Raw genomic sequence first — 26964 nt, 5'->3', positions numbered from 1 at the left:
CCTTACCTACGCACCCTAGATCACCAGCAGTAACGCTAGCACAACCACAGCACCGATACCCATTGACGCCAAGTACCAACGCACATAACCATTCTCACCGACCACTAATCCACGATTAAATAAGCGGGAGAACACAGCAAACAGATTCATTAACGCGTTGAGAGGGTCGGATTTCAGTAACCAACCCACTGCTTTAAAGGTCTTCACAAACAGCAGGTCATAGAGCCAATCGAATCCCCATGCAGCAAACCACCAGGTTGAGAGGAAACGTCCTGGTCCACTGGCTGCCACAGCATTTACCAGACGGCGCTTGCCTAACCATAACGCTGCCGCAATCAGAATACCGATAATCGCAATACTACCCGACACCATTTCCAGCATTTCTTTGCCTTCAGAAGAGAAATGATTCTCTGGCAGAACGCCCGCTAAAGGTGGCGTAATCATTGCGCCGACGAAAGTGGATAAGATCAATAGCACCAAGAGCGGTAGGTGATGAGTAATCCCTTTACCCGCATGTGCCTTGATCTTCTCTTCGCCATGGAAAACGATAAAAATCATCCGGAAGGTGTAGATAGAGGTTAAGAAAGCTCCAACCAGACCGGCAATCAGTAATCCTTGATGGCCATTCGCCATGGCACCAAACAGGATTTCATCTTTACTGTAGAAACCTGCGGTAATAATCGGTAATGCTGACAGCGCCGCACCGCCCACCAAGAAGCAGATATAGACCAAGGGTATGGATTTACGTAAGCCACCCATTTTGAAAATATTCTGTTCATGATGGCAGGCCAAAATGACTGAGCCTGAGGAGAGGAAGAGCAATGCCTTAAAGAAGGCGTGTGTCATCAGGTGGAAAATGGCTGCATCCCACGCTTGCACACCCAGAGCCAGAAACATATAGCCGATCTGACTCATTGTTGAATAAGCTAATACCCGCTTGATATCGGTTTGCACCAGTGCCGCGAAACCTGCCAAGACGAGGGTGACTGCACCAACGATCCCGACTAAGTGCAGCACTTCCGGCGTTAGCAGGAATAGACCATGAGTACGGGCGATAAGATAAACCCCTGCCGTAACCATGGTTGCTGCATGGATTAACGCGGAAACAGGCGTTGGACCAGCCATGGCATCCGCTAACCAAGTTTGTAGCGGAAGTTGCGCCGATTTACCTACCGCTCCGCCTAATAACATTAAGGTTGCCCACTGCAACATATGATTGTCTGAAGCGAAATGTTGCGGTGCGAGCTCTACCACTTCACGGAAGTTCAGGGTTCCTAATTCGTTGTAAAGAATGAATAAGGCAAAGGCTAAGAACACATCCCCGACTCGCGTAATGATAAAGGCTTTCATCGCCGCTTTACCATTATCAGGATTGGTATAGTAGAAACCAATTAATAGATAGGAACATAGCCCTACCCCTTCCCAACCCAAGTACATCAGCATCAAGTTATCGGCGAGCACCAACACCACCATACTGGCGATAAACAGGTTGGTGTAAGCGAAGAAACGCGAATAGCCCTCTTCACCACGCATATACCACGAAGCAAACATATGGATGAAAAAGCCCACTCCGGTCACCACCGATAGCATGGTCATTGAGAGACCATCCAACGTAAAGCGCACAGGAATAGTAAAAGGTGGCACGCTCATCCAAGTCCACAGTGTTTGTTCAAACACTGCGCGTCCGTGAGCGAAGAAGTCCATTCCCACATACAGCGTGGTTAACGCTGCCAGACCAATTGAGCCGATTCCTACTGTCGCAGAGAGATTTTCACTCCAACGCCCGCGGGAGAACGCCAATAATACGAAGCCAATTAAGGGAAAAAGGACGGTTAAATAGAGTAAGTTCATCCGCGCATCTCGCTCACTGAGTCAATGTTGAGTGTCTGACGACGACGATGGAGTTGGAGTAATAAGGCTAGGCCAATACTTGCTTCCGCCGCAGCTAAACTGATGGCCAAGATATACATCACTTGCCCATCTGCTTGTCCCCAATAACTTCCTGCCACAACCAATGCTAAAGCTGCTGCATTAATCATGATCTCAAGTCCAATCAGCATAAACAGCAAATTGCGACGTAGGATAATGGAGGTAAACCCCATGACGAATAAAATCGCCGCAAGAATTAATCCATGTTGTAATGGGATCATGAACGGTTCTCCTTCTCATTATCTGCCCGATCATCTTCGCGGTTGGCGAGGACTTCACCCCGGCGCTCTTCGCGCCCCACGTGATACGCCACCACGACACCGGCCAGTAATAACATTGACGCTAATTCAACAGCTAAGACATACGGCCCGAATAGACTAATTCCCACTTCTTTCGCCGCAATGACTGTCCCATCGATGCCTTGATCGTTAATGGTCAGAATTGACCGAACGATAACGACTAATAGCAACAAGGCAATAGCGCCCGGCCCTATCCATAGAGAGGGTTTTAACCACTCACGCTCTTGTTGCACCGTACTCTTCCCTAAGTTGAGCATCATCACAACGAAGACAAACAGCACCATGATCGCCCCCGCATAGACAATGATTTCTAATGCACCGGCAAAGTAAGCCCCAAGGGAGAAGAACACACCAGCAATGGCTAACAGCGACACAATAAGGTAGAGCAACGCATGAATCGGGTTGCTATGTGTAATGACGCGTAGCGTTGCCAGAATGGCAATAATGCCGCAAAGATAAAACGCAAATTCCATGCCCGACTCCTTAGGGTAATAAGCCTTTAACATCGATAGGTTTGGCTTCGTTTTCTGCAGAGCCCTTCTCTTTCCCGTCAATCGCCATGCCTGCCATACGATAGAAGTTATATTCAGGATATTTACCGGGTCCTGAGATTAATAAATCTTCTTTTTCGTAAACAAGGTCTTGGCGTTTAAACTCTCCTAGCTCGAAATCAGGCGTCAATTGGATCGCTGTCGTAGGACAGGCTTCTTCGCAAAGGCCGCAGAAAATACAACGAGAAAAGTTAATCCGGAAAAACTCAGGATACCAACGACCATCATCCATCTCTGCTTTCTGTAGCGAAATGCAACCTACTGGACAGGCCACGGCGCATAAGTTACAGGCGACACAACGTTCTTCACCATCCGGATCACGCGTTAACACAATCCGTCCACGATAGCGTGGCGGTAAATAAACCGGCTCTTCCGGGTACATCTGTGTCTCACGCTTGGCGAAGGCATGCATCCCAATCATCCAAATGCTTCGGACTTGGGTTCCAAAACCCACCACTATATCTTTTATTTTCATGGTGTTATTCCTTACTGCGCGCTATAGAGAATGACGGCTGCGGTCGCCAGTAAATTCAATAACGTCAGTGGCAAACAAACTGTCCAACCAAAAGTCATTACCTGGTCATAACGTGGACGAGGCAGCGCCGCACGGATCAAGATAAACATCATCATAAAAAACGCTGTTTTCACGGCGAACCAGATAAACGGCGGTAACCAAGGCCCATGCCAGCCGCCGAAGAACAGGGTAACGATCAGCGCAGAAACGGTGGTGATCGCCACATACTCGCCGACGAAGAACAGGCCGAATTTCATTCCGGCATATTCGATGTGATAACCATCCGCCAGCTCTTGCTCGGCTTCGGGTTGGTCAAAAGGATGTCGGTGACAGACCGCCACGCCAGCAATACAGAAAGTCACGAACCCGAAGAATTGCGGGATGATATTCCATAAATGCGTCTGGCTGTTGACGATCTCCGTCATATTGAAAGAGCCAGCTTGTGCCACCACCCCCATCAGGGATAAGCCAAGGAACACTTCGTAACTCAGTGTCTGAGCTGACGCACGCATCGCACCCAGTAGCGAGTATTTGTTGTTACTTGACCAGCCCGCAAAGAGCACGGCATAGACGGCTAAACCTGCCATCATCAGGAAAAATAGCAGACCGATATTGAGATCCGTTACTTTCCAGGTTGGCGAGACAGGGACAATGACAAATGCCAGGAGTAAGGAAACGAAGGCTATCACTGGTGCCATAGTGAAAATTGCACGGTCAGTAAAAGGAGGAATCCAGTCTTCCTTAAAGAACATCTTGATCATATCTGCCGCGAGTTGGAGTGAGCCTCCCCAGCCGACACGGTTAGGCCCGTAACGGTTTTGGAATAAGCCGAGCAAACGACGCTCTGCAAAGCTCATAAATGCGCCACACGCCACCACGACCAGTAAAATCACCACAGATTTTACCACTTGCAGAATGACATCGATCACTTCAGGTGTGAACCAGCTCATGCTTGTGCCTCCTGCAACATCTCCACCTCTGCCCCACTTAAGTAAGGAGGGATACCCGGCATGCCCACCGGCAGTCCCACTAAACCTTGCGTTAAGGTGTCAGAGAGACGTAAAGGTAAGGTCAACCCAACCCCTGATGCTTGTAAAGTAACGAATTGACCCGCTTGCAGCCCAAGCTTCTGAGCATCTTCTGGATGTAATACGACTTCCACAGGTGCGGCACGTTGTGCAAAGACTTCGGAGCGCTGAGAAAGCTCTTCGCTACCGAATAGACGCCACAACGGTACAACACGCCAGTGCGCTTGCGGATGATAAGCCGCAGGGATCGTTGTAAACCACTCGCCACCGGTACCTTGGCCATCGAAGAGACGCACACCGGGATCACCGTGGCGCAGATGCCCACCCACTTCGTCTTGGAATTTATTCCAAGCTTGCGGCGAGTTCCAACCTGGCGACCAAGCAAACGGTATTTGTGAGCGCGGCGCTTGCGGCTGGTTGTTACCTTCCATTGAGAAGGCAAACATAGTGTCCTTATCTTGTGGCTGACGCGGTTCGTGCACACTGATGTTGGCACGCATCGCGGTACGACCACTCGAGCGGTGCGGCGAACGGGCGAGTTTCTGACCACGGATACGGAATGACGCATCCGGCGCGGCATCCTTGATGGCATTGAGGAAAGGTTTTTCCGCAATCACGGCATCAATGACATGGTCGAGCTGAGACCAATCGGTTTCCCGACGATTCACGGCACGCTCTAAGGCATGAAGCCAGCGCCAGCTCTCAAGTTGAGTCACCGTGGTGTCGTAATAGGCTGGGTCATAAACTTGGAAGAAGCGCTGCGCACGACCCTCTTGGTTGATCAAGGTACCATCCGCTTCGGCAAAGCTGGCCGCAGAGAGAATCACTGAAGCCTTAGCTAAGGTTGACGTGGCTTGGTGGTCAAGCACCACCACCTGATCAGCGCGACCTAAAGCTGCATCAACGACATCAGCCGGAAGGTGACGGTAGAGATCATTTTCCATCACGACCACCGCATCGGCTTCACCCTCGGTAAGCTTAGCCAATACCGACTCCAACGGTTGTCCGCCCAGCAATCCCAGTCCGATACTGTTGGCCTGCGGAGCCAGAAGCGTGATACCGACTTCGCAACCTTGCGCCTTCAGGGCTTGGGCGACATTTGCTGCGGCATGCAGCAGATCGTCACTTCCGGCATGAGTACCCGCGATAATCAGCGGTTTTTTAGCGCCACTGAGTGCTTGAACGATCACATCGACCTTAGCGGTGAGGCGGGTATCAAAATCGTTTACCGCAGGGGCAGAACCGTCAATCGCATGCGCAATGGCAAAGCCCAGTCGGGCTTGATCTTCGACGGGTGCACAGTAATTCCATGCCGCGATATCATCCAGACGTGTCGGCTGTGCCGTGGTCATAAAGAGAGGATGCTTTGCATGTTGTCCGATGTTAAGAATTGCAGCAATCTGCCAATCGGCGACTTTCTGCGCCGCGGCTAATTCGCGAGCTTTGCCTTTAACGGCTTGACGGACAGAGAGTGAGACACGGGCACCGACCTGTGTTAAATCTTCGCCTAATACCAACACCGCATCATAATTTTCAATTTCACGCAGCGACGGTGTATACAGGCCACGGTTCTGCAGGATATCGATGATTAATTCAACCCGACGCTGCTCGGTAGCGGGCATCCCGGTAGAAAAATTCTCCGCTCCCACCAGCTGTTGCAGTGCGAAATTACTCTCTACGCTTGCGCGACCCGAGCCGATTCCGACCACACGTTTTGCCTGACGAAGCAGATCGGCAGTCGCGGTGATCGCTTGTTCCGCATTCATCGTCACCCAATTATCGCCATGGCGAAGTTGTGGGTGACGAGGGCGATCTTCACGGTTGACATAACCATAACCAAAGCGGCCTCGGTCACAGAGGAAGTAGTGGTTTACGCTGCCATTGAAACGGTTTTCAATACGGCGCAGTTCACCATAACGCTCACCGGGGCTGGTATTACAACCGATACTGCATTGATGACAGATGCTTGGCGCATACTGCATATCCCATTTACGGTTATAGCGTTCAGAGTGCGTTTTATCGGTAAAGACTCCAGTCGGACAGACCTCAACGAGGTTACCAGAGAATTCACTCTCTAAGGTGCCTGATTCAGTACGACCAAAGTAGACATTATCATGTGCACCATAAACCCCAAGGTCAGTACCGCCAGCGTAATCTTTGTAGTAACGCACACAGCGATAGCATGCAATACAGCGGTTCATCTCATGAGAGATAAAAGGCCCTAAATCTTGGTTTTGGTGGGTTCGTTTGGTAAAACGGTAGCGACGGAAGTTATGGCCGGTCATGACGGTCATATCTTGGAGATGACAGTTTCCGCCTTCTTCACATACTGGGCAGTCATGCGGGTGATTGGTCATCAACCACTCCACCACACTTTCTCGGAACTCACGCGCTTCAGCATCATCAATCGAGATAAAGGTACCGTCGGCTGCAGGTGTCATACATGACATCACCAGACGCCCACGGGTATCTTCGGCATTTTGATACTGCTTTACCGCGCATTGACGACATGCACCGACGCTACCCAGTGCTGGGTGCCAGCAAAAATAGGGAATATCGAGGCCCATGGAGAGACAAGCTTGCAGCAAGTTCTCTGCACCGTCTACCTGATACTCTTTTCCGTCTACATGAATTGTAGCCATAGTCAACATGCTCAAGTAAGGCTCGGTTTGACGCGAGCGTTAAACATTAATACTTATTTTTGTGTGATCGCTAGCTTTAACGGGCGAGCGTTCTACCAACGGCTTTTTAATAAGTTCGGTTGAATCCCGCTGATACTGCGTGTGTTGCCAAAAACTTGCGGCGCTATGCCTGCTTCAAACTCTTCGCGGAAGTATTTAATTGCGCTCTGTAACGGTTCAACCGCACCCGGCGCATGGGCACAGAATGTTTTCCCCGGCCCCAGTTGGCGACAGAGTTGCTCTAAGGTTTCAATATCGCCCGGTTGACCTTTGCGCTGTTCCAACGCACGCAGTATCTTGACGCTCCAAGGTAAGCCGTCACGGCAAGGTGTACACCATCCACAAGATTCGCGGGCGAAGAACTCTTCCAGATTACGCACCAAGGAAACCATGTTAATTTCATGGTCGACGGCCATGGCTAGGGCGGTACCTAAGCGGCTCCCTGCTTTACCGATACTGGCGAATTCCATGGGCAAATCTAAGTGAGAGTCAGTTAAGAAGTCGGTCCCCGCTCCGCCAGGCTGCCAAGCTTTAAAGCGTAAACCGTCACGCATCCCGCCCGCATAGTCCTCTAAAATTTCCCGTGCGGTGATCCCAAAAGGCAGTTCCCACACCCCCGGGTTCTTAACTCGGCCAGAAAAGCCCATCATTTTGGTACCCGCATCGTCGCTTTGGGAGAGACCTTTGTACCACTCAACACCGTTCGCTAGGATGGCCGGAACATTCGATAGCGTTTCAACGTTGTTCACGCAGGTCGGTTTTCCCCATACACCTGCACTAGCAGGGAATGGTGGTTTCGACCGAGGGTTGGCGCGACGTCCTTCTAAAGAGTTAATTAAGGCTGTCTCTTCCCCGCAGATGTAACGTCCTGCACCGGTATGGACAAAAAGTTCAAAATTGAAGCCAGTCCCCAGAATATTCTCGCCGAGTAGGCCTGCTTGCTTCGCCTCTTCAATCGCACGACGTAAATTCTCAGCCGCCTCGACGTATTCTCCTCGTAAGAAGATATAGCCACGATACGCCTTGAGGGCGAAGGCGCTGATCAGCATACCTTCCACCAATTGATGGGGCATTTGCTCCATCAATAAACGGTCTTTGTAGGTGCCGGGTTCCATCTCATCTGCATTGCATAAGAGATAGCGGATGTTCATCGACTCATCTTTCGGCATCAGACTCCATTTCAAACCGGTGGAGAAGCCTGCACCGCCACGCCCTTTCAGGCCTGACTCTTTTACCTGTGCCACGATCTCATCGGGTGACATCCCGCCTAACGCTTTGCGCGCGCCAGCGTAACCATTTTTGGCGCAATACTCGTCGAACCAGACCGGTTGTTTATCGTCGCGCAGGCGCCAAGTCAGTGGATGCGTTTCCGCAGTGCGAACAATAGTTTTGAAAGTCATGAGTATTGCTCCAGCAGCTCGGCGATGGACTCAGGTGTTAGATGCACATGAGTGTGTTCGCCAACCATCATCGTCGGCCCCTTATCACAATTCCCTAAGCAGCATGTCGGTAACAAGGTGAAACGACCATCAGCCGTCGTTTGTCCCGGTTTGATCTGAAGAGTTTCCTCTAGTGCTGCTTGAATACCTTGATAACCCGTAATATGGCAAACCACGCTGTCGCAATAGCGAATCACATGGCGACCCACAGGCTGACGGTAAATCTGGCTATAAAAAGTGGCCACGCCTTCCACGTCACTGGCCGGAATACCCAGTACTTCAGCAATGGCGTCAATCGCACCATCAGGCACCCAGCCCCGTTGTTTTTGAACAATTTTTAGCGCTTCAATCGAGGCAGCACGCGGGTCTTCATAATGGTGCTTCTCATGCTCAATCGCCTGCTGTTCGACATCACTCAGCATAAAACTGGCTTGCGTGTTGATCGTTTTAATGGAAATAGTTTGATCGTGCATAATTAGCGGTCCACATCTGACATAACAAAATCAATACTGCCTAGATAGACGATAAGGTCTGATACCAAACTGCCATTGATCACTGAAGGGATCTGCTGCAGGTGAGGGAAACTAGGAGTACGAACCCGGGTGCGATAACTCATGGTCGAGCCATCACTGGTTAAGTAATAACTATTGATACCTTTTGTGGCTTCAATCATCTGAAATGATTCATTCGCAGGCATTACCGGCCCCCACGACACTTGCAAGAAGTGCGTAATTAAGGTCTCAATATGCTGTAATGTGCGCTCTTTCGGCGGTGGTGTAGTCAGTGGATGATCGGCTTTGAATGGCCCTTCTGGCATATTCTTCAAGCACTGTTCTAAAATACGCAGCGATTGCCACATCTCCTGCATCTTTAATTGCACGCGACTATAAGCATCACTGATACCATCCCCGACCGGGATCTCGAAGTCAAAGTTTTGGTAACCAGAATAAGGACGCCATTTACGCACATCAAAGTCTAGTCCCGTTGCACGCAGGCCTGCACCAGTGGTTCCCCACCGTAATGCTTCTTCTTGATTATAGGCCGCAACGCCTTTCGAACGGCCAACTAACACGGAGTTACGTAGCGCGGCTTTGTCATATTCTTTCAGACGCTTAGGCATCCAATCTAAGAAATCGCGCAGCAGACGTTCCCAGCCTTTCGGTAAATCATGGGCTACACCACCAATACGGAACCATGCGGGATGCATCCTAAAACCGGTAATCGCTTCGACCAAGTCGTAAATTTTCTGACGGTCAGTAAAGGCGAAAAAGACGGGCGTCATCGCACCGACGTCTTGAATAAAGGTAGAGATATAAAGCAAGTGGCTATTGATACGGAAGAGTTCAGAAAGCATCACGCGGATCACGTCGACTTTCTCAGGTACCGTAATACCCGCTAATTTTTCCACCGCGAGAACATAAGGCATCTCGTTAACACAACCACCTAAATACTCAATCCGGTCAGTATAGGGGATGTAACTGTGCCAAGATTGACGCTCACCCATCTTCTCGGCCCCACGGTGGTGGTAACCAATATCCGGTACACAATCGATGATTTCTTCGCCGTCGAGTTGTAGGATGATACGAAATGCACCGTGCGCGGAGGGGTGGTTCGGTCCCAAGTTAAGGAACATGAAGTCCTCATTGGCGGTGCCGCGTTTCATTCCCCATTTCTCAGGGTCGAAGGTTAACGCTTCCATTTCCATATCCTCTTTTGCTTTTGTCAGCGTAAAAGGATCGAATTCAGTCGCACGCGCCGGATAGTCTTTACGTAATGGGTGTCCGGTCCATGTATCGGGCATCATGATACGCGTCAAATGCGGATGCCCTTCGAAGGTAATACCGAACATTTCCCAGGTTTCGCGCTCGTACCAATTAGCGTTTGGGAAAATATTGGTCAAAGTCGGTAAGTTGAGATCACGCTCAAGCAATGCCACTTTCAGCATGATATCGCGATTACGATCGATCGAAATAAAATGATAAAACACTGAAAAGTCTGCTTCAGGCAACCCTTGACGATGTGTTCTTAACCGCTCATCAACGCCATGCAGATCATACAGCATGACATAAGGTTTCGGCAGTTGACGCAGGAAACTGATAATTTCGAGCAGTTGCTCGCGGCGTACCCAGACCACAGGGATCCCAGTTCGCGTGGGTTGGACCGTAAAAGCATCAGGTCCAAAACGATTACGCAGCTCACCGACCACTGGATCATCAAGGTGATCTTGTGTCTGCCAAGCAGCGGGGTTTTGCTGTTGCGTGTTGATATGTGTCATACGTTGTTCACCATTCCGGCCAGTAGTGGCACGACAAAGAAGGCTCCCCTTAGGCGAGAGAATTATTGTTTTCGTTCCTAACGCCGCCTAATGGTTTTCGGGTCAAATTTCGTCTGGGGTACGTAGCGTTGTAACGGCGATACGCTCACCGCGTTTACGCTCACGTTCCGATTGCATATTGGCGCGATAAACGCCCTGATCCCCAACCACCCAAGAAAGTGGGCGACGCTCTTTGCCAATCGATTCTTGCAATAGCAATAAGGCCTGCATGTAAGCTTCAGGACGAGGAGGACAACCTGGAATATAAACATCGACGGGGAGGAATTTATCGACGCCCTGCACGACCGAATAGATATCGTACATGCCGCCAGAGTTCGCACAGGCCCCCATCGAGATAACCCATTTCGGCTCTAACATTTGGTCGTAGAGACGTTGGATAACCGGTGCCATTTTGGTGAAAGGTGTACCCGCGATAACCATGAAGTCAGCCTGACGGGGTGACGCACGCATAACTTCGGCACCGAAACGGGCGACGTCGTGGACCGCAGTGAACGAGGTGGTCATTTCAACATAGCAACAAGAGAGGCCGAAGTTATAGGGCCATAAGGAGTTCTTACGTCCCCAGTTCACCATATCATGCAGCGCATGCTCCAATTTGCCCATGTAAACGCTTCTATGGACATGCTGTTCAAGAGGATCGCTAACAATTTCCTGTTTTTGTAAAGGATAGCGATCGTTCTCACCATTGCTATTGGGATCGACGCGGGTGAGTGTGTAATCCATCTTAATGCCTCTCTATGACTTTTGAGGAGAATTGCCGCGTCCGTTCTCTGATTTGACGACAATACGACGACGTGCTGGCGCCCAATCAAGCGCACCCGTTCTGACGAGATAAACGAGTCCAGCTAACAAAATAAGAATAAAGATTGTTGCCTCAGCAAAGCCAATCCACCCACTTTCGCGGACAGAGGTAGCCCAGGCGTAGAGGAATAGTGCTTCCACGTCGAAGATGACGAAGAACATCGCGACAAGATAAAATTTGGCAGAGAGGCGAAGATGTGTGGAGCCGACAGGCTCAATACCTGATTCGAATGGGGTGTCTTTATGCCGGCCTTTAGCGCGTCCACCCAGTAACCATCCGCCGGTTAACATGAATGCACAAAGTCCGAAAGCGACGACGACAAAAACGACAAAAGCCCAATGATGAGCGATTACTTCAGTAGTGGTTGACATACTCATGCTTACTCTTCAAGTGTGGGTGACAGTTTGCAAAACTGCGCAAGGAGTGACCACAAAAGTTTACGGAAGGTGTAACACCTTTTAGTAATGTCTGTTAAATAAAAAATTAACAGTATTTTTATTGGTTTTTTTTACTCCTTTTAATAACCTTTTGTCAACCTGGGAGAATAAATATAAATATTTTTTAACAATTGACAAACACGAAATGTAAAGTCTTAACATTAGATCTCTGTCACAAATTCCCGAGAAATCTCAAATAAGTGTGGCAGGTTTATAAGAATTTTGACGCACAATAAGTAAGGTTTTTTTGATCTGACTCATAAATTCGCTGAGTTATGGCTAAAACGGCGATTTACTCTCAATTCAGTCTGTGGAGTAAAACGCCGATGAAGCTCGGAATCCTTGTGGGTAAAGCCTCTTCTTAGCGAACGCCTTTATGCATAAGAGACGTGAAACACCGAGGTTATTCCTAGGTCTTCAGTTAACGGCTTCCACCTCTTCACACATATCGGTCTCTGCGATAGCGACTTCTGCTAAGCGATGAACCGTATCGGGTGTTGGGGCTAAAACGTTGAAAAGTGATTGTACGAACGCCTTTTCTGTTTTAGGTAGGCGGCACAAAAGATACCGAGTATCGGGTAATAAAGGTAAGCCTTCAGCCGTGCCCAATACGCGTAGCTCTGGCTTTAGCATTTCAGCGGGTCTAGCAGTAGCCCCTAAACCAGACTTCACCGCGACATCGATAGCCGCTTTGGAATTTGCAACATAAGCTATACGCCAAGGAACTTGGTGCTCGTCGAGTGCATTAATGGCGATCTCTCTAAATAACTCCCCTTCATTCTGGATAACTAAGGGAATCGCTTCGCCTGAAGTGATTGCGAAATCGGCTGCACAAAACCATAACGTCGGTGACGTACGTAATAATTGTTGTTCGAAACGGGGATCGCCCTGTGTGGTTAACGCGACATCAATTTCTTGCTGATCCAGCAATGACAGTATGGTTTCTGTTTTATTTACGCGAACTTCAACTTCCAGAGACGGATAGAGTGCAGTGATACGGTTAAGCATAAAAGGGAGTAAACTCTCTGACGTATCTTCAGTCGCCCCGACAATGAGTTTTTCCTGCTCATCGCTGTATTTTAATGAGGCACAGGCTTCATCGTTAAAGCGAAGGATCTTCCTGGCATAACCTAGTAATTGAATGCCATGCTCTGTCAGCAGTTTATTACGACCATGACGGGCGAAAAGCTCTCGGCCGACGATTTGCTCTAATCGCTGCATCTGTTGGCTCACGGCAGATTGCGTACGACATACCGCAGCAGCGGCCGCGGCGAAAGTATTTAAATCGGCTACCGCAACAAAAGTGCGCAGCAGATCCAGATCGAGATTGACCGATATATTGTTATGGGTTGTCATAATTATTCACTTTTAATTTTATTTTTAATACTTACTGGTGTTGTTTATTACTGGTCAAGAGAGACGATATTTTAAAATGACTCAATAACCTCAATGCGCTTTAACAGCCCAAAGCTTATCCTTGCTGTTTTTGAGTCGCGCTAATTACTCATTGTTATTGGCCATTAGGAATAATAAATTATCTATAGTGGACAAAAAAATTAAGTTAATACCCCTTCTACGATAAGTTTTAATTTGTTAATTCGACTTAATCATTTCTAGGCATAAATTGGAATTATTTTTCGACAAAACTGAACATTCTTTGACTTAGTTCATATTATCTAGCCCCAACCCCTAGCTCTCACTACTCGTAACGATAGTTATAAGAAATCATCTAACGATTAATTTTTTTACCCTAAATTATTAATAATTAATAAAACAAAAACCTTTAAGACAAATTAATAATTAACCCTACAAATCTGAGCCATTTCTTTTGATCACTCAATTAAAAACATAATTAATAGTCACGCCAAAAATTCTTATAAAGATTTACCTCTTGTTTACGCTACGTAAGAAAGTGTTCTGAAACTGAAGATCCTCGAAAATAGAGATAATGCTGCAAGGTGGCTTTCCTGGCATAAAGGTACGGTTATAACAGCATATTATGTTAATATTTTCAAATATTAAGCATAAAACACCAGATTAGTAGATTTCCCGTCTGTAATCAACGCTGACTTCATTGAGACGCTTCATTTAACTGTCTGACCAGAGTACATTTACAAGAAATAGTAGTGTCATTTCCTATTCCTAAAGCCGAGATGAAGCGCATGAGCATAAAAATAGAAAAATCCGCAAAATTAGAGAATGTTTGTTACGATATTCGTGGTCCAGTACTAAAAGAAGCAAAACGGCTTGAAGAAGAAGGTAATAAAGTACTTAAGTTAAACATTGGTAACCCCGCGCCATTTGGTTTTGAGGCACCGGATGAAATTTTAGTCGATGTCATCAAACACCTCCCCACTTCGCAAGGATATTCTGACTCAAAAGGCCTCTACTCGGCTCGTAAAGCAATTATGCAACACTACCAAGCATTGGGTATGCGTGATATTACGGTCGAAGATATTTATATCGGTAATGGGGTTTCCGAGCTTATCGTACAGTCTATGCAGGCGCTCCTGAATACGGGCGATGAAATGCTGGTTCCTGCACCAGACTACCCGCTGTGGACGGCGGCCGTTTCACTGTCCAGTGGTAAAGCGGTGCACTATCTTTGTGATGAGAGCAGTGATTGGTTCCCCGATCTTGACGATATTCGGGCAAAAATTACCCCCCGCACTCGCGGTATTGTTATCATTAACCCAAATAACCCAACTGGTGCGGTCTATAGCAAAGAATTGCTAATTGAAGTGGTGAAGATCGCACGCGAGCACAATCTCATCATTTTTGCTGACGAAATCTACGATAAGATTCTTTATGATGCTGCTCAACACCATTCGATCGCCGCTTTAGCGCCAGATCTATTAACCGTTACCTTCAATGGTCTTTCTAAAACCTATCGGGTCGCCGGTTTTCGCCAAGGTTGGATGGTACTCAATGGACCGAAGAAACATGCGAAAGGTTATATCGAAGGCTTGGAGATGCTTGCCTCAATGCGACTCTGCGCGAACGTGCCAGCACAGCATGCCATCCAAACCGCTTTGGGGGGGTACCAGAGTATCAGTGAATTTATCGTTCCTGATGGTCGCCTCTATCAACAACGCGAGCGCGCGTGGGAATTAGTTAACCAAATCCCTGGGGTTAGCTGTGTGAAACCTCAGGGCGCCTTATACATGTTCCCGAAAATAGATATCAAGAAGTTCAATATCTACGATGACCAAAAAATGGTCCTCGATTTCCTTCTACAGGAAAAAGTGCTGCTGGTACAAGGCACTGCCTTTAACTGGCCATGGCCTGACCATGTACGTATCGTCACCTTACCAAGGGTAGATGATTTGGAAATGGCGATTAATAAATTTGGTCGCTTTCTCAGTCACTACCATCAATAATCAATATTCACCCAGGCGCCGCAAGGCGTCTTTTTATTCGGTTTGTAAAGAGGATAATATGGCGATCCAAAGTACGTTTATGGCATGGATAACTCGCATGCCACTGATCAAACGCTGGGCCTTGATGCACTGTGTACAGAAAGAGAACGTAGCAGAGCACAGCCACCAAGTCGCGGTCATTGCCCATTTACTCACGGTTATCGGCAATAAACGCTATGGGAATACGCTTAACCCCGACCGTGCAGCGGTTGTCGCCCTGTACCATGAAGTGTCAGAAACAAAACTTCAAGATATCAACTCCCGGACTAAATACCATAATCCAGAATTTACTCAAGCCTTTAAACATCTCGAAAAAATCGCCGAACAAGAGTGTTTAACTACCCTCCCCGATGACCTTCGTGACGCTTTCTCTGGGCTGATTATTCAAGATAACGTCGACAGCGAATATAAAAAAATCGTCAAAGCTGCCGATATATTAGCGGCCTATATCAAGACGTTAAATGAGCTACGCTTCAATAATGATGAATTTATCCACGTAAAAGAAGGGCTTGAGGAGAGACTCAACCATCTTCGCCGAACCATGCCAGAGGTGAATGACTTTATGGAGATTTTCGCGGAGAGTTGCACCACAACACTTGATCGTATCTCAGAGAACTATCAGTAGCGTTAGTAAGACATCGAGCCACTCGATGTCTTCGCTCAGTCCGCTATAGACTCAAAGTCTGAAACCTTGAGTCGTTGGTGTAATAACAAGATCGGTTAAACTCTTCACCGGGTACGTCGCCTTTAAGTGAGCGGCCTCGACGGGAGCATTCACTGCGACGACAGCGCATTTTGCCGCCAAGCCAGCTTCGATTCCTGCCACAGCATCTTCCACCACCACACAGCGCTCTGGTGCCAACCCTAGCTGTTCAGCCCCTAACAAGTAGGGATCCGGATGCGGTTTGCCTTTCGCAACCTGTTCAGCAGTAATAAACACTGCCGGACGGGGGAGCGCCAAAACCTCGAAACGCACTGTCGCGACAGGCAGGCTGCCGGAGGTGACAATTGCCCAAGGAATTTTCTGCTCAGTCAAATAAGTCAGTAACGCTTTCGCACCCGGCAGCGGGACAATCCCGTCCACCGTCGTCGACTCAAGATGTTCCAGCCACAAAAACTCTTCACGCAGAGTCGCTTCGTCCGCTTGCGGGAGAAAATGACGTAAAGAGGTCATAGCTTGCTTACCGTGAATAAACGCTAGAATTTCTGAGGCAGGAATGGCATGGCGTTCTCCCCATTTCGACCATACCGTTTCCACCACGGTTAAGGAGTCAACTAACGTGCCATCCAAGTCAAAAAGGAATCCTTGATACATAATTACTTCCCTTGTCGCTACAGTTCATCCAAAAAGGCTTTATCCAACTGTTTGAAAGCCTTCATTAATAATTCTGCAAGATGCTGATAGGTCACCTCGCCTTGAGGTAGGTTGATGGCTTGACCAGAGGTTTGTAGCTTTTCACGAATAGTGTGGAACCACTCTAACGTTCCGCCAGCTAACGGTTTACGCGCCCTTTTGCCCAGCCACCAAAGACCTTGCACAGGTAAACTACAGGCAAACACCGCCGTCGCAATGGCGGGGCCAATTTGTGCATGGAACGCGAGTTGCCAGCATAGAATGAAGACTGCTATAGGTGGCATAAAACGAATACCAAACTGTGTGGCTCGACACACTCTATTTTCAGGAAAAATGGCAGAGAGACTCTTCTCCTGTGGCCAACTTTTCATATACTTTTTGCCAAGACGCAGCGTAGCAAACAGCCCTGGTCGATGCGTATCGTTCATTATTTTTGCCTCAAAAGCCGAAGAGTTTAAAAAGTTTTAAATCCCGATTAATTGGGAGTACCATTCACACCACACTCTCTGCGTGCATAAATGGGTCAAGGATACCACCCCGATCGTCAATCGATGAGAAAGATGACACAAACTTACACTGATTACTCTGAACAATCCTATAAATCGCTAGAGTGTTGCCTCAGAACATAGTTATTCCTATTGACCAGTGTATATTAGCATAACGATAGCGCCCCCTTTTCAGAGGATTTTTGGGGGCTTACATATAACATTTTCAGGTGCGTTTATGTCGAATAACTTAGTTCTGGTTCTAAATTGTGGCAGTTCTTCTCTGAAGTTTGCCATTCTTGATCCCGCTACTGGCGCAGAATACCTTTCCGGTTTAGCCGAATGTTTTTCGTTGCCAGAAGCCCGTATAAAATGGAAATATGCGGGAGCGAAACAAGAGTCGTCACTGGGTGCAGGTGCCGCCCACAGTGAGGCATTGGGCTTTATCGTTAATCGTATTCTCGTCGACGCACCTGAGCTTTCTGAAAAAATTCGTGCTATCGGTCACCGCATTGTCCATGGTGGCGAGCATCTGACTCAATCGGTAATAATTACCGATCAAATCATCAGCGCCATTGAACAAGCGACCTGTTTCGCGCCGCTGCATAATCCTGCCCATCTAATTGGAATTCACGAGGCGTTTAAAAACTTCCCTCATCTAACGACCAAAAACGTGGCCGTTTTTGACACCGCTTTTCACCAGACTATGCCGGAGGAAGCCTATCTTTATGCGCTGCCTTATGCGCTCTATGAGCAACACGGTATTCGTCGATACGGTGCCCACGGTACAAGCCATTTCTATGTCTCTCGTCAAGCGGCTAAGCTCCTCGAAAAATCAGTAGACGATCTGAATGTTATCACTTGCCACCTCGGTAACGGTGGGTCGGTCGCCGCTATCCGCCAAGGTAAATGTGTTGATACCTCAATGGGTCTCACGCCGTTGGAAGGATTAGTAATGGGTACCCGCAGTGGCGATATTGATCCTGCTATCATTTTCTATCTTCACGATAATTTAGGAATGGACGTCGCACAGATTAATCAGATGCTGACCAAAGAGTCAGGATTACTGGGGCTGACGGGTGTGACGAGTGATTGCCGCTTTGTCGAGGATAATTTCGCCGACAAACCTGAGGCCAAACGTGCTTTAGATGTCTTCTGCCATCGTCTAGCAAAATATATCGGCGCCTACTCCTCGCTGATGGACGGTAGACTCGATGCGGTAATTTTCACGGGAGGAATTGGCGAAAACTCAGCTAAAATTCGTGAACAAACGGTGCAGAAGCTTGCACTCTTAAATCTCGCTATCGATGAGACAAAAAACTTAGCTGCTCGCTTTGGCGAGACTGGAGCGATTCAACGTGACGGTAGCTGCCCAATCTTAGTGATTCCAACTAATGAAGAATGGGTCATTGCACAAGACGCAGCAACACTTACGGCTTAACAGATTTACTATTAGTTTCAAGAATTGTAGAGGGGGGTTAATTTGTCTCGTACTATTATGCTAGTGCCACTGAGCACAGGTGTGGGTCTGACTAGCGTGAGCTTAGGGGTGATCCGTGCGATGGAACGCAAAGGCATGCGTATTAGCGTGTTCAAGCCCATCGCCCAAGCGCGTGATTCCGATAAGTCGCTGGACCATACTACGGAAATTATCAACGCAACATCCTCGATTCCAGCCGTGGCACCTTTAGCCTTAAGCTATGTTGAGAATTTACTGAGTAATAATCAGCAAGATATCCTAATGGAAGAGATTATTGCTCACTACCATAATAATACCGCGAATGCGGAAGTGGTATTAGTTGAGGGATTAGTCCCAACGCGCAAGCGTCAATTTGCGCAAACCCTTAACTATAAAATTGCCAAAACCCTCAATGCTGAAATTATCTTTGTCGTTTCGCCTGGCACCGACACGCCCACTCAGTTGAAAGAGAGAGTTGAGCTACAACTCAATAGCTTCGGTGGTCGTAAGAATAAAAATATCGCTGGGCTGATCATTAATAAGATCAATGCCCCAACTGATGAAGAAGGCCGTACCAGACCCGACCTGTCGGAAATGTTCGATGATACCAATGAAGCCACCGTGGCCAATTTCACCTTCGAACAGTTTAGTCAACCCTCCCCTCTTCCGGTACTTGGGGCGATCCCTTGGAATTTCGATCTGATTGCTACGCGTGCCATTGATATGTGTCGACATCTTAAGGCTGAGATTATTAACGAGGGTGATATCACCACTCGCCGGATTCAATCAGTGACCTTTTGCGCACGTAGCCTACCGAATATGCTTAAATTATTCCGTCCAGGCTCTTTGTTGGTGACCTCAGCTGACCGCCCCGATGTACTCGTGGCAGCGTGTCTAGCAGCAATGAACGGCGTTGAAATCGGTGCGATTTTATTAACAGGCGGTTACCAGATTGATCCAGCGGTACAGGAACTCTGTTCGCGGGCATTCCAAACTGGCCTTCCCGTTTTCTTGGTGAAAACCAATACGTGGCAAACCTCACTAACGCTACAAAGTTTCAACTCAGAAATTCCGGTAGATGATACTCAGCGTATTGAGAAGGTGCAGGAGTTTATTGCCGGTTATATTGATAAACCGTGGATTGACTCCCTTGGATCGGTCGCCGAACGTAGCCGTCTCCTCTCGCCACCTGCATTCCGTTATCAATTAACCGAGCTGGCCCGTCAAGCTGCTAAACGTATTGTGTTACCGGAAGGCGACGAACCCCGAACCTTACGTGCCGCCGCAATTTGTGCAGAACGTAAAATTGCCCAATGCGTATTACTCGGGGATCCCGCAGAAATTCGACGCGTTGCCTCCGTACAAGGGATCGTACTAGGGAATGGTGTCAGCATTGTGGATCCGCAGGCAGTCAGAGAAGACTATGTCTCTCGACTGGTCGAGCTACGTAAAAACAAAGGTATGACGGAAGTTGTGGCCCGTGAACAGCTGGAAGATAACGTTGTACTCGGTACCCTGATGTTGGAAAAAGGTGAAGTAGATGGATTGGTCTCTGGCGCAGTCCATACTACTGCCAATACTATTCGCCCACCGCTACAGTTAATCAAAACCGCGCCTAACAGCAGCATCGTCTCTTCCGTGTTCTTTATGTTATTACCTGAACAAGTGCTGGTATATGGAGACTGTGCGATCAATCCGGACCCGAACGCTGAACAATTAGCGGAAATTGCTATTCAGTCGGCAGACTCCGCTGCAGCGTTCGGTATTGAACCACGTGTCGCGATGATCTCTTACTCAACGGGAAATTCTGGCAGCGGTAGCGATGTTGATAAAGTGCGAGAAGCGACGCGTCTTGCGCAAGAGAAGCGCCCTGACCTGTTCATTGATGGGCCATTGCAATACGATGCCGCAATTATGGAAGATGTGGCGAAGTCTAAAGCACCGAATTCACGGGTGGCGGGCCGCGCGACAGTGTTTATCTTCCCTGACCTCAATACCGGTAACACGACTTATAAAGCCGTACAGCGTTCGGCGGAATTGATTTCCATTGGACCCATGCTGCAAGGTATGCGCAAGCCAGTGAATGACCTGTCGCGGGGGGCATTGGTCGACGATATCGTCTATACCATTGCACTCACTGCAATTCAGTCTCAGCAAGCTGAAAACAGAGGCTAACCGATAAGCCACCTGCGACCTTGGTAACAGGTGGCGATTCAGTGTGTATGCCTTAACGGTTTTCGCCGTTACGGGCTAACCACAACGCTAAGGCTTTTAGCGAATCATCGGTAAATTCATCGCAACGAGCGGTGATCTCTTCGGGTGTCATCCAAAACACTTCTGTCACTTCACCATCTTGTAACGCAAAAGGGCCATGGCAGACGCAGCTAAACAAGCTTCCCCACACCCGACATCCCTCATCTTCAAAATAAAACTTCCCATGTTCCGCGAGAGGCACATCCGCGATACCTAACTCTTCCTCTGCTTCGCGGCGCGCTGAAGCAAGAAGCTCTTCCCCCGATTGCACCACCCCACCGGCTGTCGCATCGAGCTTCCCCGGGGCAAAATCCTTATTTTCTGCGCGACGTTGGACCAAAATACGGCCAGTGCCTTGTGTCACAACGATATAGGTTGCGCGATGACGTAGAGATTCCGCGCGCATTTGTTGACGAGCAGCCGTCGCGACAACTTCATCATTCTCATCAACAATATCAACCCATTCAATCTGACCTACAGGCATTTGTTCAACCATGGTTAACCCTTTTTAACGCGAGTCGCTACTCGACGCTATGTGCTTTGATTTACCCTAAGAGTAATAAGTAAAATTTAATTTCGCAATCTCTAGCATTATGAAGAAATGCTTTTCATTTTATTTTAAGTTATTACTGAGAAATTGTTGCAAACGTGGCGACTGAGGACAGTTAAAAATTTCCTCAGGGGAACCCTGCTCTTCAATCTTGCCTTGATGGAGGAAAATTACCTGCGAGGAAACCTCTTTGGCAAACGCCATCTCGTGGGTCACCATAATCATGGTTTTGCCTTCTTTAGCCAGCTGCAGCATAATCCGCAACACTTCTCCCACTAACTCAGGATCTAAGGCCGAGGTCGGTTCATCGAACAATAGAATCTCAGGATCCATGGCTAATGCCCGAGCAATAGCTACCCGCTGTTGCTGTCCCCCCGATAAGTGGACGGGATATTTTTTCCAATTCACCGGATCGATCCCTACTTTACGTAACGTATATTCCGCCTTCTCTTGCGCCTCGGCTTTGGCTATACCAAGGACTTTGCACGGGGCTTCCATGACATTCTGCAGCACGGTCATATGGCTCCACAGATTGAAGTGTTGGAATACCATGCATAATTTGCTACGTAATAACTTCAGTTGTTGTTTATCCGAAACCTGTAACTGTTGTGTACGATCAGCGGCGAGCGCGATCTGCCGTTGATTGAGCCAAATATCGCCCTTATTCGGCGACTCAAGGAAGTTTAGGCAACGTAGAAAGGTGCTTTTCCCTGATCCAGACGCGCCGATAATCGCAATGACATCACCCTCATTGGCGGTAAGGCTGATGCCTTTTAATACTTCATGCTGACCATAAGATTTATGTAGCTGTTCAATTCTTAATTTTTCGGTGGACACCATACGTAAACCCTTAGCGTGAACTGATATGCGGTAACCAGCGCTTCTCTAGCTGGCGAAATGCCATAATCAAAACGCAGGAGATAAAAAGATAAAGGACTGCGGCAATACCGAAGGCCGTAAAAGGTTGGTAGGTGTCAGCGTTAATATCCCGAGCCACTTTTAAGATATCCGGAACTGTCGCGGTGAATGCCAACGAGGTCGAGTGTAATAATAAAATGACTTCATTACTGTATGCCGGTAATGCAGTGCGAAATGCTGAGGGAAGAATAATTGAACGCCATAAGGTCAAGCCACGAAAACCGTAAGCTTGGGCGGCCTCAATCTCCCCAGCGGGAACGGCCCTTATCGCTCCTGCAAGGATTTCAGTGGTATAGGCTGCAGTGTTCAGCGTTAACGCCAGCAGCGTACAATGTAACCCGCTACGGAAAAATTCATTCAGCAAGTGATGATCTTTAACCACCTGTAAGGTATAGATCCCAGTGTAGATAATTAATAGTTGGACATACAAAGGTGTGCCCCGAAACACAAAGGTAAACAGCGCAATCGGCAGCGACAGCCAGCGACGGGATGAGATGCGGCCAATCGATAAGAATAAAGCGAGTATCCCCCCCACTACCATCGAAAAGACCAGTAGCCACAGTGTCATAGCTAACCCACTGAGTTGGTAACCATTGGTCCAAAGCAGCGACTGCCAATATTGTTGAAGGATTGCATTCATAATGTCACCTTCTTCACGCCAACAGCATAGAATCGCATCAATCCAGCTAGGATAAGTTGTGAAACTAAGGTGAAAAGTAGATATATCGCCCCCGCCACCAATGCGAAAAAGAGAGGTTGCCAGGTACTTTTTCCGGCAAGTTGCGTCGCTTTGACCAACTCTTCTAAGCCTAAAATCGACACCAACGCCGTGGCTTTTAAGATCACTTGCCAGTTATTCCCGATTGCCGGCAATGCAAAGCGCATCATCAAGGGAAAGGTAATGCGGGCAAAACATTGCCAAGGTGTCATCCCATAGGCAACCGCGGCCTCACGTTGTCCGTGGGGGACTGATAATGCTGCACCACGGAAAGTTTCCGTAAAATATGCCCCATAAATAAACCCCAAGGTCAGAATTCCGGCTGGCAGTGGGGCTATATCGATATGGGCGATACCCAAACCATGAGTCACTTGGTTCAGCGCAATTTGTAAACCATAAAAGATCAGTAACATTAGTACTAAATCAGGAATACCCCGCACGATCGTGGTATAGGTGGCACCGATAGCCTGTAACCAAGGATAACGGGAGAGACGCGCCGCGGCGCCAGCCAACCCAATAATCACTGCTAAAATTAGAGCACTGAGCGCAAGCTCGATTGTCATCCACGTTCCTTGTAGAATCACCTGTCCGTAACCTTCTAACATCTACGACTCCTCTTAACTTACGAATACAGAGCGCCGCGCCAGATGACGCTCTGTCACTGTCGGACTTACTCGTCGTAAATATTGAAATCGAAATACTTTTTCGCCAATTTGTCGTAGGTTCCATCTTTGTGCATTGAAGCGATGGCTTTATTGATGGCTTGGGTTACTTCCGTATCCCCTTTGCGTAGACCAATTCCTGTTCCAATCCCGAAAATAGCCTTATCTTTAACGGCAGGCCCCGCAAAACTATAACCTTTGCCTTCCGCCGATTTTAGGAAGCCTTCGCTAGCTTGGACTTCGTCCTGAAACGCTGCATCTAAGCGCCCTGAGGCTAAATCTTGATAAACTTGATCTTGTGCTTGGTAAGGTACGATGGTGACGCCTGCACCACGCCAGTATTTATCAGCATAGTTTTCTTGAGTGGTCCCCTGCTCGACTCCGATAGTTTTCCCTTTTAATGAGGCCACGGTCGGTTGTAAAGAAGAGCCTTTCACTGCGACTAAACGCGCATTGGATGCGTATAATTTATCAGAAAAATCAATCTGTTGTAGGCGTTTCTCAGTAATTGATAAGGCTGAGATTATCGCATCAATTTTTTCAGCTTTTAAGGAAGGAATGAGGCCATCGAAATCCCCTGGTACAAATTCGCATTGCGCCGCAATGCGTTTACAAATTTCATTGACTAAATCAATGTCGAAGCCAACAAGTTTGCCATCAGGGCTTTTCGACTCAAAAGGTGGATAGCTCGGGTCAGTACCAAAGCGAAGATGCGTAGGCAGTGCAGAGAAAGCATGGCTAGAAAGGGTTAATCCTAAAAACAGCGAAGCAAATACCGTCAACTTTTTCATGTCTATCACCAGTGAGAGAGAATTCTCACTGGAAATGCACAAAACATGCCAAAGTTTAGTGGGATTTTATCGCGATTCGCGCGAAAATTAGCACGAATGTGGTGCAAAAAAACATGTGTGCACCATTAGTGACCTTGCCAACGGGTAAAGAGGTCTTCGGGTAGCTCGATATCGAACTGATCGATGATACGGTTAACGGTCTGATCGACAATATCGTTGATAGCGTTAGGACGATGGTAAAACGCCGGGACGGGCGGCATGATAATCGCCCCAAGTTCAGCCGCAGTGGTCATCATCCGTAAGTGTCCAAGATGTAAGGGCGTTTCACGCACCCCGAGTACTAGTTTACGGCCCTCTTTTAATACCACATCAGCGGCGCGGGTAAGCAAGGTGTCGCTGTAGCTGTGGACGATAGCGGAGAGGGTTTTAATCGAACAAGGCAGGATCACCATACCCAGCGTTTTGAATGATCCCGATGAGATGGATGCACCAATATCACGCACGTCATAGACTTCGTCTGCCATCGCTTGGACATCTCGCCAGCTGTAGTCAGTTTCTAAAGAGAGGGTCTGACGGGCAGCCATGCTCGCAACAAGGTGGGTTTCAACCTCGGGGACTGATTTTAATACCTCGAGCAACCGTACACCATACTGTGCTCCGCTTGCCCCAGAAAGGCCAACGATTAATCTTTTGGTCATAATGACGAGTATCCCACACACTGAGCGCTATTTTGCGAAGGCTTAGTATAGCAGAAAGCAAAACAGGGCGATATTCGCCCTGTTTACAAGAAGAAAAAGCGCTTAACCTTCGTTATGAAGTTCCAGCCCTTCCACCTCATTTTGCCGTGCTACGGCTTTCACATCATCTTTACGCAGGGATTGCAGGTAATCCAGATATTCTTGGTTAACATCTTGAGTGACGTAGACACCATTAAAGACGGAACACTCGAAGTCTGTAATATCCGGGTTCTCTTCTTTCACCGCCTCAATCAGATCATTCAGATCTTGGAAAATAAGGGCATCAGCCTTGATTAATTGGCAAATTTCATCCACTTCACGACCATGCGCAATCAGCTCAGTGACGCTTGGCATATCGATGCCATACACGTTAGGGAAGCGGATTTCGGGTGCGGCAGAAGCGAGGTAAACGCGTTTGGCGCCTGCTTCACGAGCCATCTCGATAATCTGCTCGGAGGTGGTTCCGCGAACGATTGAATCGTCGACTAACAGTACATTCTTATCACGGAACTCAGCACGGTTGGCGTTCAGTTTACGGCGGACGGCACTGCGGCGCAGCTGCTGTCCAGGCATAATAAAGGTCCGTCCAACATAACGGTTTTTCACAAATCCCTGACGATAAGGCTTATCTAAGATGCGCGCAATTTCCAGTGCAACATCTGTCGAGGTTTCAGGGATAGGAATGACGACGTCGATATCCAAGTCACGCCATTCACGGGCAATTTTTTCACCTAGCTTGGTACCCATGCGAATTCTTGCGTTATAGACAGAGATCTTATCGATAAAGGAGTCGGGACGAGCGAAATAGACGTACTCAAATAAGCAAGGATTATTCTTCGGCGCATCCGCACATTGACGTGTAAAGAGTTCACCCTGTTCAGTAATATAAACGGCTTCACCGGCCACAACGTCACGGATAAATTCAAAACCGAGTGTGTCTAAGGCAACACTCTCTGAGGCGACCATATATTCGTTACGGCCATCTGGCAATTGGCGCTTACCTAAAACTAAAGGACGGATACCATTAGGATCGCGAAAGGCAATCATGCCGTGACCAATGAGCATCGCCACGACAGCGTAAGCACCACGGATTTGGCGGTGCACACACTCGATAGCGGTAAAGATATTATCCGCTGTCAGGGGGTAATCTTGGAAACGATCGAGTTCTTGAGCGAAGACATTGAGCAGAACTTCCGAGTCAGACGTCGTGTTGATATGGCGACGCCCTTGTTCGAACAGACGGGTTCTCAGCTCATGGGCATTGGTTAAATTGCCGTTATGTGCCAGCGTAATACCGTACGGAGAGTTCACATAGAATGGCTGTGCTTCCGAGGCGCTTGAGCTACCTGCAGTAGGGTAACGAACGTGGCCAATACCCATTGTTCCTTGAAGACGTTGCATATGGCGCGCTTCAAACACGTCACTAACGAGTCCATTCGCTTTACGTAAGCGAAAGCAATTAAGCTGATCAATCGTACAGATGCCTGCTGCATCTTGTCCACGGTGTTGTAGCACCGATAACGCATCATAAATTGCTTGGTTTACAGGTAAAAATCCGCTGATACCGACAATCCCACACATGGTGTCATTTCCTCATAGCCGC

General features: G+C 48.1%; 24 protein-coding genes and 1 pseudogene. 4 read left to right on the top strand and 21 right to left on the bottom strand.

The features are described from left to right. Positions 1 to 15: 15 nt before the first annotated feature. The 12 genes and pseudogenes from nuoL to MKR94_RS13225 all read right to left on the bottom strand — a co-directional run bounded on the left by nuoL (position 16) and on the right by MKR94_RS13225 (position 13371). Positions 16 to 1851, bottom strand: a complete 1836-nt coding sequence (gene nuoL, locus MKR94_RS13280; RefSeq protein WP_241647330.1) for an NADH-quinone oxidoreductase subunit L — start codon at positions 1849 to 1851, stop codon at positions 16 to 18. Continuing rightward, a complete protein-coding gene (nuoK, locus tag MKR94_RS13275) occupies positions 1848 to 2150 on the bottom strand; it encodes an NADH-quinone oxidoreductase subunit NuoK (RefSeq protein ID WP_048912308.1) in 303 nt (100 codons plus the stop codon). The genes nuoL and nuoK overlap by 4 nt, the downstream gene beginning before the upstream one ends. Next, the gene (gene nuoJ / locus MKR94_RS13270; protein ID WP_241647329.1) at positions 2147 to 2701 is read right to left on the bottom strand and encodes an NADH-quinone oxidoreductase subunit J; all 555 of its coding nucleotides are present in this window, start codon (positions 2699 to 2701) and stop codon (positions 2147 to 2149) included. Before nuoJ ends, nuoK begins: the two co-directional genes overlap by 4 nt. A 10-nt stretch (positions 2702 to 2711) precedes the next feature. Beyond that, positions 2712 to 3254, bottom strand: coding sequence for an NADH-quinone oxidoreductase subunit NuoI (gene nuoI / locus MKR94_RS13265; RefSeq protein ID WP_048912310.1), 543 nt, complete (start codon positions 3252 to 3254; stop codon positions 2712 to 2714). 11 nt (positions 3255 to 3265) lie between these two features. Then, positions 3266 to 4243, bottom strand: coding sequence for an NADH-quinone oxidoreductase subunit NuoH (gene nuoH, locus MKR94_RS13260; protein ID WP_241647328.1), 978 nt, complete (start codon positions 4241 to 4243; stop codon positions 3266 to 3268). Continuing rightward, positions 4240 to 6963, bottom strand: coding sequence for an NADH-quinone oxidoreductase subunit NuoG (nuoG, locus tag MKR94_RS13255; RefSeq protein WP_241647327.1), 2724 nt, complete (start codon positions 6961 to 6963; stop codon positions 4240 to 4242). The genes nuoH and nuoG overlap by 4 nt, the downstream gene beginning before the upstream one ends. A 92-nt stretch (positions 6964 to 7055) precedes the next feature. Next, a complete protein-coding gene (nuoF, locus tag MKR94_RS13250; RefSeq protein WP_241647326.1) occupies positions 7056 to 8402 on the bottom strand; it encodes an NADH-quinone oxidoreductase subunit NuoF in 1347 nt (448 codons plus the stop codon). Next, positions 8399 to 8914, bottom strand: coding sequence for an NADH-quinone oxidoreductase subunit NuoE (gene nuoE / locus MKR94_RS13245; RefSeq protein WP_241647325.1), 516 nt, complete (start codon positions 8912 to 8914; stop codon positions 8399 to 8401). Before nuoE ends, nuoF begins: the two co-directional genes overlap by 4 nt. 2 nt (positions 8915 to 8916) lie before the next feature. Next, positions 8917 to 10730: pseudogene (gene nuoC / locus MKR94_RS13240) on the bottom strand (NADH-quinone oxidoreductase subunit C/D). An 88-nt stretch (positions 10731 to 10818) separates the two neighbouring features. Further along, complete coding sequence (locus tag MKR94_RS13235) at positions 10819 to 11499, bottom strand: NuoB/complex I 20 kDa subunit family protein (protein ID WP_099824239.1); 681 nt, start codon at positions 11497 to 11499, stop codon at positions 10819 to 10821. A gap of 12 nt (positions 11500 to 11511) precedes the next feature. After that, positions 11512 to 11955 (bottom strand): NADH-quinone oxidoreductase subunit A, encoded by a 444-nt coding sequence (locus tag MKR94_RS13230; RefSeq protein WP_241647323.1) that lies wholly within the window; start codon positions 11953 to 11955, stop codon positions 11512 to 11514. Positions 11956 to 12432: 477 nt separating this feature from the next. Further along, positions 12433 to 13371, bottom strand: coding sequence for a LysR substrate-binding domain-containing protein (locus MKR94_RS13225; protein ID WP_241647322.1), 939 nt, complete (start codon positions 13369 to 13371; stop codon positions 12433 to 12435). Between the two features lie 806 nt (positions 13372 to 14177). On the opposite strand from MKR94_RS13225, the gene MKR94_RS13220 reads away from it, so the two are divergent. Continuing rightward, positions 14178 to 15395 carry a pyridoxal phosphate-dependent aminotransferase gene (locus MKR94_RS13220; protein WP_062812440.1) on the top strand — a complete coding sequence of 406 codons (1218 nt, stop codon included), beginning with the start codon at positions 14178 to 14180 and terminating at the stop codon, positions 15393 to 15395. 58 nt (positions 15396 to 15453) lie between these two features. After that, positions 15454 to 16059: a 5'-deoxynucleotidase gene (gene yfbR, locus MKR94_RS13215; RefSeq protein ID WP_099824235.1), complete on the top strand. Its 606-nt coding sequence runs from the start codon at positions 15454 to 15456 to the stop codon at positions 16057 to 16059. 51 nt (positions 16060 to 16110) lie between these two features. On the opposite strand, the gene MKR94_RS13210 is transcribed toward yfbR, so the two are convergent. Then, the gene (locus tag MKR94_RS13210) at positions 16111 to 16752 is read right to left on the bottom strand and encodes a sugar phosphatase (protein ID WP_241647370.1); all 642 of its coding nucleotides are present in this window, start codon (positions 16750 to 16752) and stop codon (positions 16111 to 16113) included. Between the two features lie 14 nt (positions 16753 to 16766). Beyond that, entirely contained in the window at positions 16767 to 17216 is a 450-nt protein-coding gene (yfbV, locus tag MKR94_RS13205) for a terminus macrodomain insulation protein YfbV (protein WP_241647321.1), read from the bottom strand. Positions 17217 to 17511: 295 nt separating this feature from the next. Here yfbV and MKR94_RS13200 point away from each other — a divergent pair, with 295 nt between their 5' ends. Next, positions 17512 to 18714, top strand: a complete 1203-nt coding sequence (locus MKR94_RS13200; protein WP_241647320.1) for an acetate kinase — start codon at positions 17512 to 17514, stop codon at positions 18712 to 18714. A 42-nt stretch (positions 18715 to 18756) separates the two neighbouring features. After that, positions 18757 to 20907, top strand: a complete 2151-nt coding sequence (pta, locus tag MKR94_RS13195) for a phosphate acetyltransferase (protein ID WP_479681380.1) — start codon at positions 18757 to 18759, stop codon at positions 20905 to 20907. 52 nt (positions 20908 to 20959) lie between these two features. Here pta and yfcD read toward each other — a convergent pair whose 3' ends face one another. The 7 genes from yfcD to purF form a co-directional block, all read right to left on the bottom strand. Then, positions 20960 to 21481 (bottom strand): NUDIX hydrolase YfcD, encoded by a 522-nt coding sequence (gene yfcD / locus MKR94_RS13190; protein WP_241647319.1) that lies wholly within the window; start codon positions 21479 to 21481, stop codon positions 20960 to 20962. 117 nt (positions 21482 to 21598) lie between these two features. Continuing rightward, on the bottom strand, positions 21599 to 22372 hold the full coding sequence (locus tag MKR94_RS13185) for an ABC transporter ATP-binding protein (RefSeq protein WP_241647366.1): 774 nt from the start codon (positions 22370 to 22372) through the stop codon (positions 21599 to 21601). Between the two features lie 13 nt (positions 22373 to 22385). Next, positions 22386 to 23093, bottom strand: coding sequence for an ABC transporter permease (locus tag MKR94_RS13180; protein WP_241647318.1), 708 nt, complete (start codon positions 23091 to 23093; stop codon positions 22386 to 22388). Continuing rightward, a complete protein-coding gene (locus tag MKR94_RS13175; RefSeq protein ID WP_241647317.1) occupies positions 23090 to 23776 on the bottom strand; it encodes an ABC transporter permease in 687 nt (228 codons plus the stop codon). Before MKR94_RS13175 ends, MKR94_RS13180 begins: the two co-directional genes overlap by 4 nt. Before the next feature lie 65 nt (positions 23777 to 23841). Continuing rightward, positions 23842 to 24624 carry a lysine/arginine/ornithine ABC transporter substrate-binding protein gene (locus tag MKR94_RS13170; protein WP_241647316.1) on the bottom strand — a complete coding sequence of 261 codons (783 nt, stop codon included), beginning with the start codon at positions 24622 to 24624 and terminating at the stop codon, positions 23842 to 23844. Positions 24625 to 24749: 125 nt separating this feature from the next. Next, positions 24750 to 25322 (bottom strand): UbiX family flavin prenyltransferase, encoded by a 573-nt coding sequence (locus MKR94_RS13165; protein ID WP_241647315.1) that lies wholly within the window; start codon positions 25320 to 25322, stop codon positions 24750 to 24752. A gap of 102 nt (positions 25323 to 25424) precedes the next feature. Then, positions 25425 to 26942, bottom strand: a complete 1518-nt coding sequence (gene purF / locus MKR94_RS13160; protein WP_241647314.1) for an amidophosphoribosyltransferase — start codon at positions 26940 to 26942, stop codon at positions 25425 to 25427. Positions 26943 to 26964 lie beyond the last annotated feature (22 nt).

Source organism: Rosenbergiella metrosideri (genome assembly GCF_022602565.1).
Lineage (GTDB): Bacteria > Pseudomonadota > Gammaproteobacteria > Enterobacterales > Enterobacteriaceae > Rosenbergiella > Rosenbergiella metrosideri.
Note: the sequence above shows the minus strand (reverse complement) of the source record. Positions and strands in the feature narration are given on the sequence as shown.

Coding starts and splice junctions, on each gene's coding strand:
- nuoL (WP_241647330.1), bottom strand. CDS start 1,851: ATGAACTTACTCTATTTAACCGTCCTTTTTCCCTTAATTGGCTTCGTA.
- nuoK (WP_048912308.1), bottom strand. CDS start 2,150: ATGATCCCATTACAACATGGATTAATTCTTGCGGCGATTTTATTCGTC.
- nuoJ (WP_241647329.1), bottom strand. CDS start 2,701: ATGGAATTTGCGTTTTATCTTTGCGGCATTATTGCCATTCTGGCAACG.
- nuoI (WP_048912310.1), bottom strand. CDS start 3,254: ATGAAAATAAAAGATATAGTGGTGGGTTTTGGAACCCAAGTCCGAAGC.
- nuoH (WP_241647328.1), bottom strand. CDS start 4,243: ATGAGCTGGTTCACACCTGAAGTGATCGATGTCATTCTGCAAGTGGTA.
- nuoG (WP_241647327.1), bottom strand. CDS start 6,963: ATGGCTACAATTCATGTAGACGGAAAAGAGTATCAGGTAGACGGTGCA.
- nuoF (WP_241647326.1), bottom strand. CDS start 8,402: ATGACTTTCAAAACTATTGTTCGCACTGCGGAAACGCATCCACTGACT.
- nuoE (WP_241647325.1), bottom strand. CDS start 8,914: ATGCACGATCAAACTATTTCCATTAAAACGATCAACACGCAAGCCAGT.
- MKR94_RS13235 (WP_099824239.1), bottom strand. CDS start 11,499: ATGGATTACACACTCACCCGCGTCGATCCCAATAGCAATGGTGAGAAC.
- MKR94_RS13230 (WP_241647323.1), bottom strand. CDS start 11,955: ATGAGTATGTCAACCACTACTGAAGTAATCGCTCATCATTGGGCTTTT.
- MKR94_RS13225 (WP_241647322.1), bottom strand. CDS start 13,371: ATGACAACCCATAACAATATATCGGTCAATCTCGATCTGGATCTGCTG.
- MKR94_RS13220 (WP_062812440.1), top strand. CDS start 14,178: ATGAGCATAAAAATAGAAAAATCCGCAAAATTAGAGAATGTTTGTTAC.
- yfbR (WP_099824235.1), top strand. CDS start 15,454: ATGGCGATCCAAAGTACGTTTATGGCATGGATAACTCGCATGCCACTG.
- yfbV (WP_241647321.1), bottom strand. CDS start 17,216: ATGAACGATACGCATCGACCAGGGCTGTTTGCTACGCTGCGTCTTGGC.
- MKR94_RS13200 (WP_241647320.1), top strand. CDS start 17,512: ATGTCGAATAACTTAGTTCTGGTTCTAAATTGTGGCAGTTCTTCTCTG.
- yfcD (WP_241647319.1), bottom strand. CDS start 21,481: ATGGTTGAACAAATGCCTGTAGGTCAGATTGAATGGGTTGATATTGTT.
- MKR94_RS13180 (WP_241647318.1), bottom strand. CDS start 23,093: ATGAATGCAATCCTTCAACAATATTGGCAGTCGCTGCTTTGGACCAAT.
- MKR94_RS13175 (WP_241647317.1), bottom strand. CDS start 23,776: ATGTTAGAAGGTTACGGACAGGTGATTCTACAAGGAACGTGGATGACA.
- MKR94_RS13170 (WP_241647316.1), bottom strand. CDS start 24,624: ATGAAAAAGTTGACGGTATTTGCTTCGCTGTTTTTAGGATTAACCCTT.
- MKR94_RS13165 (WP_241647315.1), bottom strand. CDS start 25,322: ATGACCAAAAGATTAATCGTTGGCCTTTCTGGGGCAAGCGGAGCACAG.
- purF (WP_241647314.1), bottom strand. CDS start 26,942: ATGTGTGGGATTGTCGGTATCAGCGGATTTTTACCTGTAAACCAAGCA.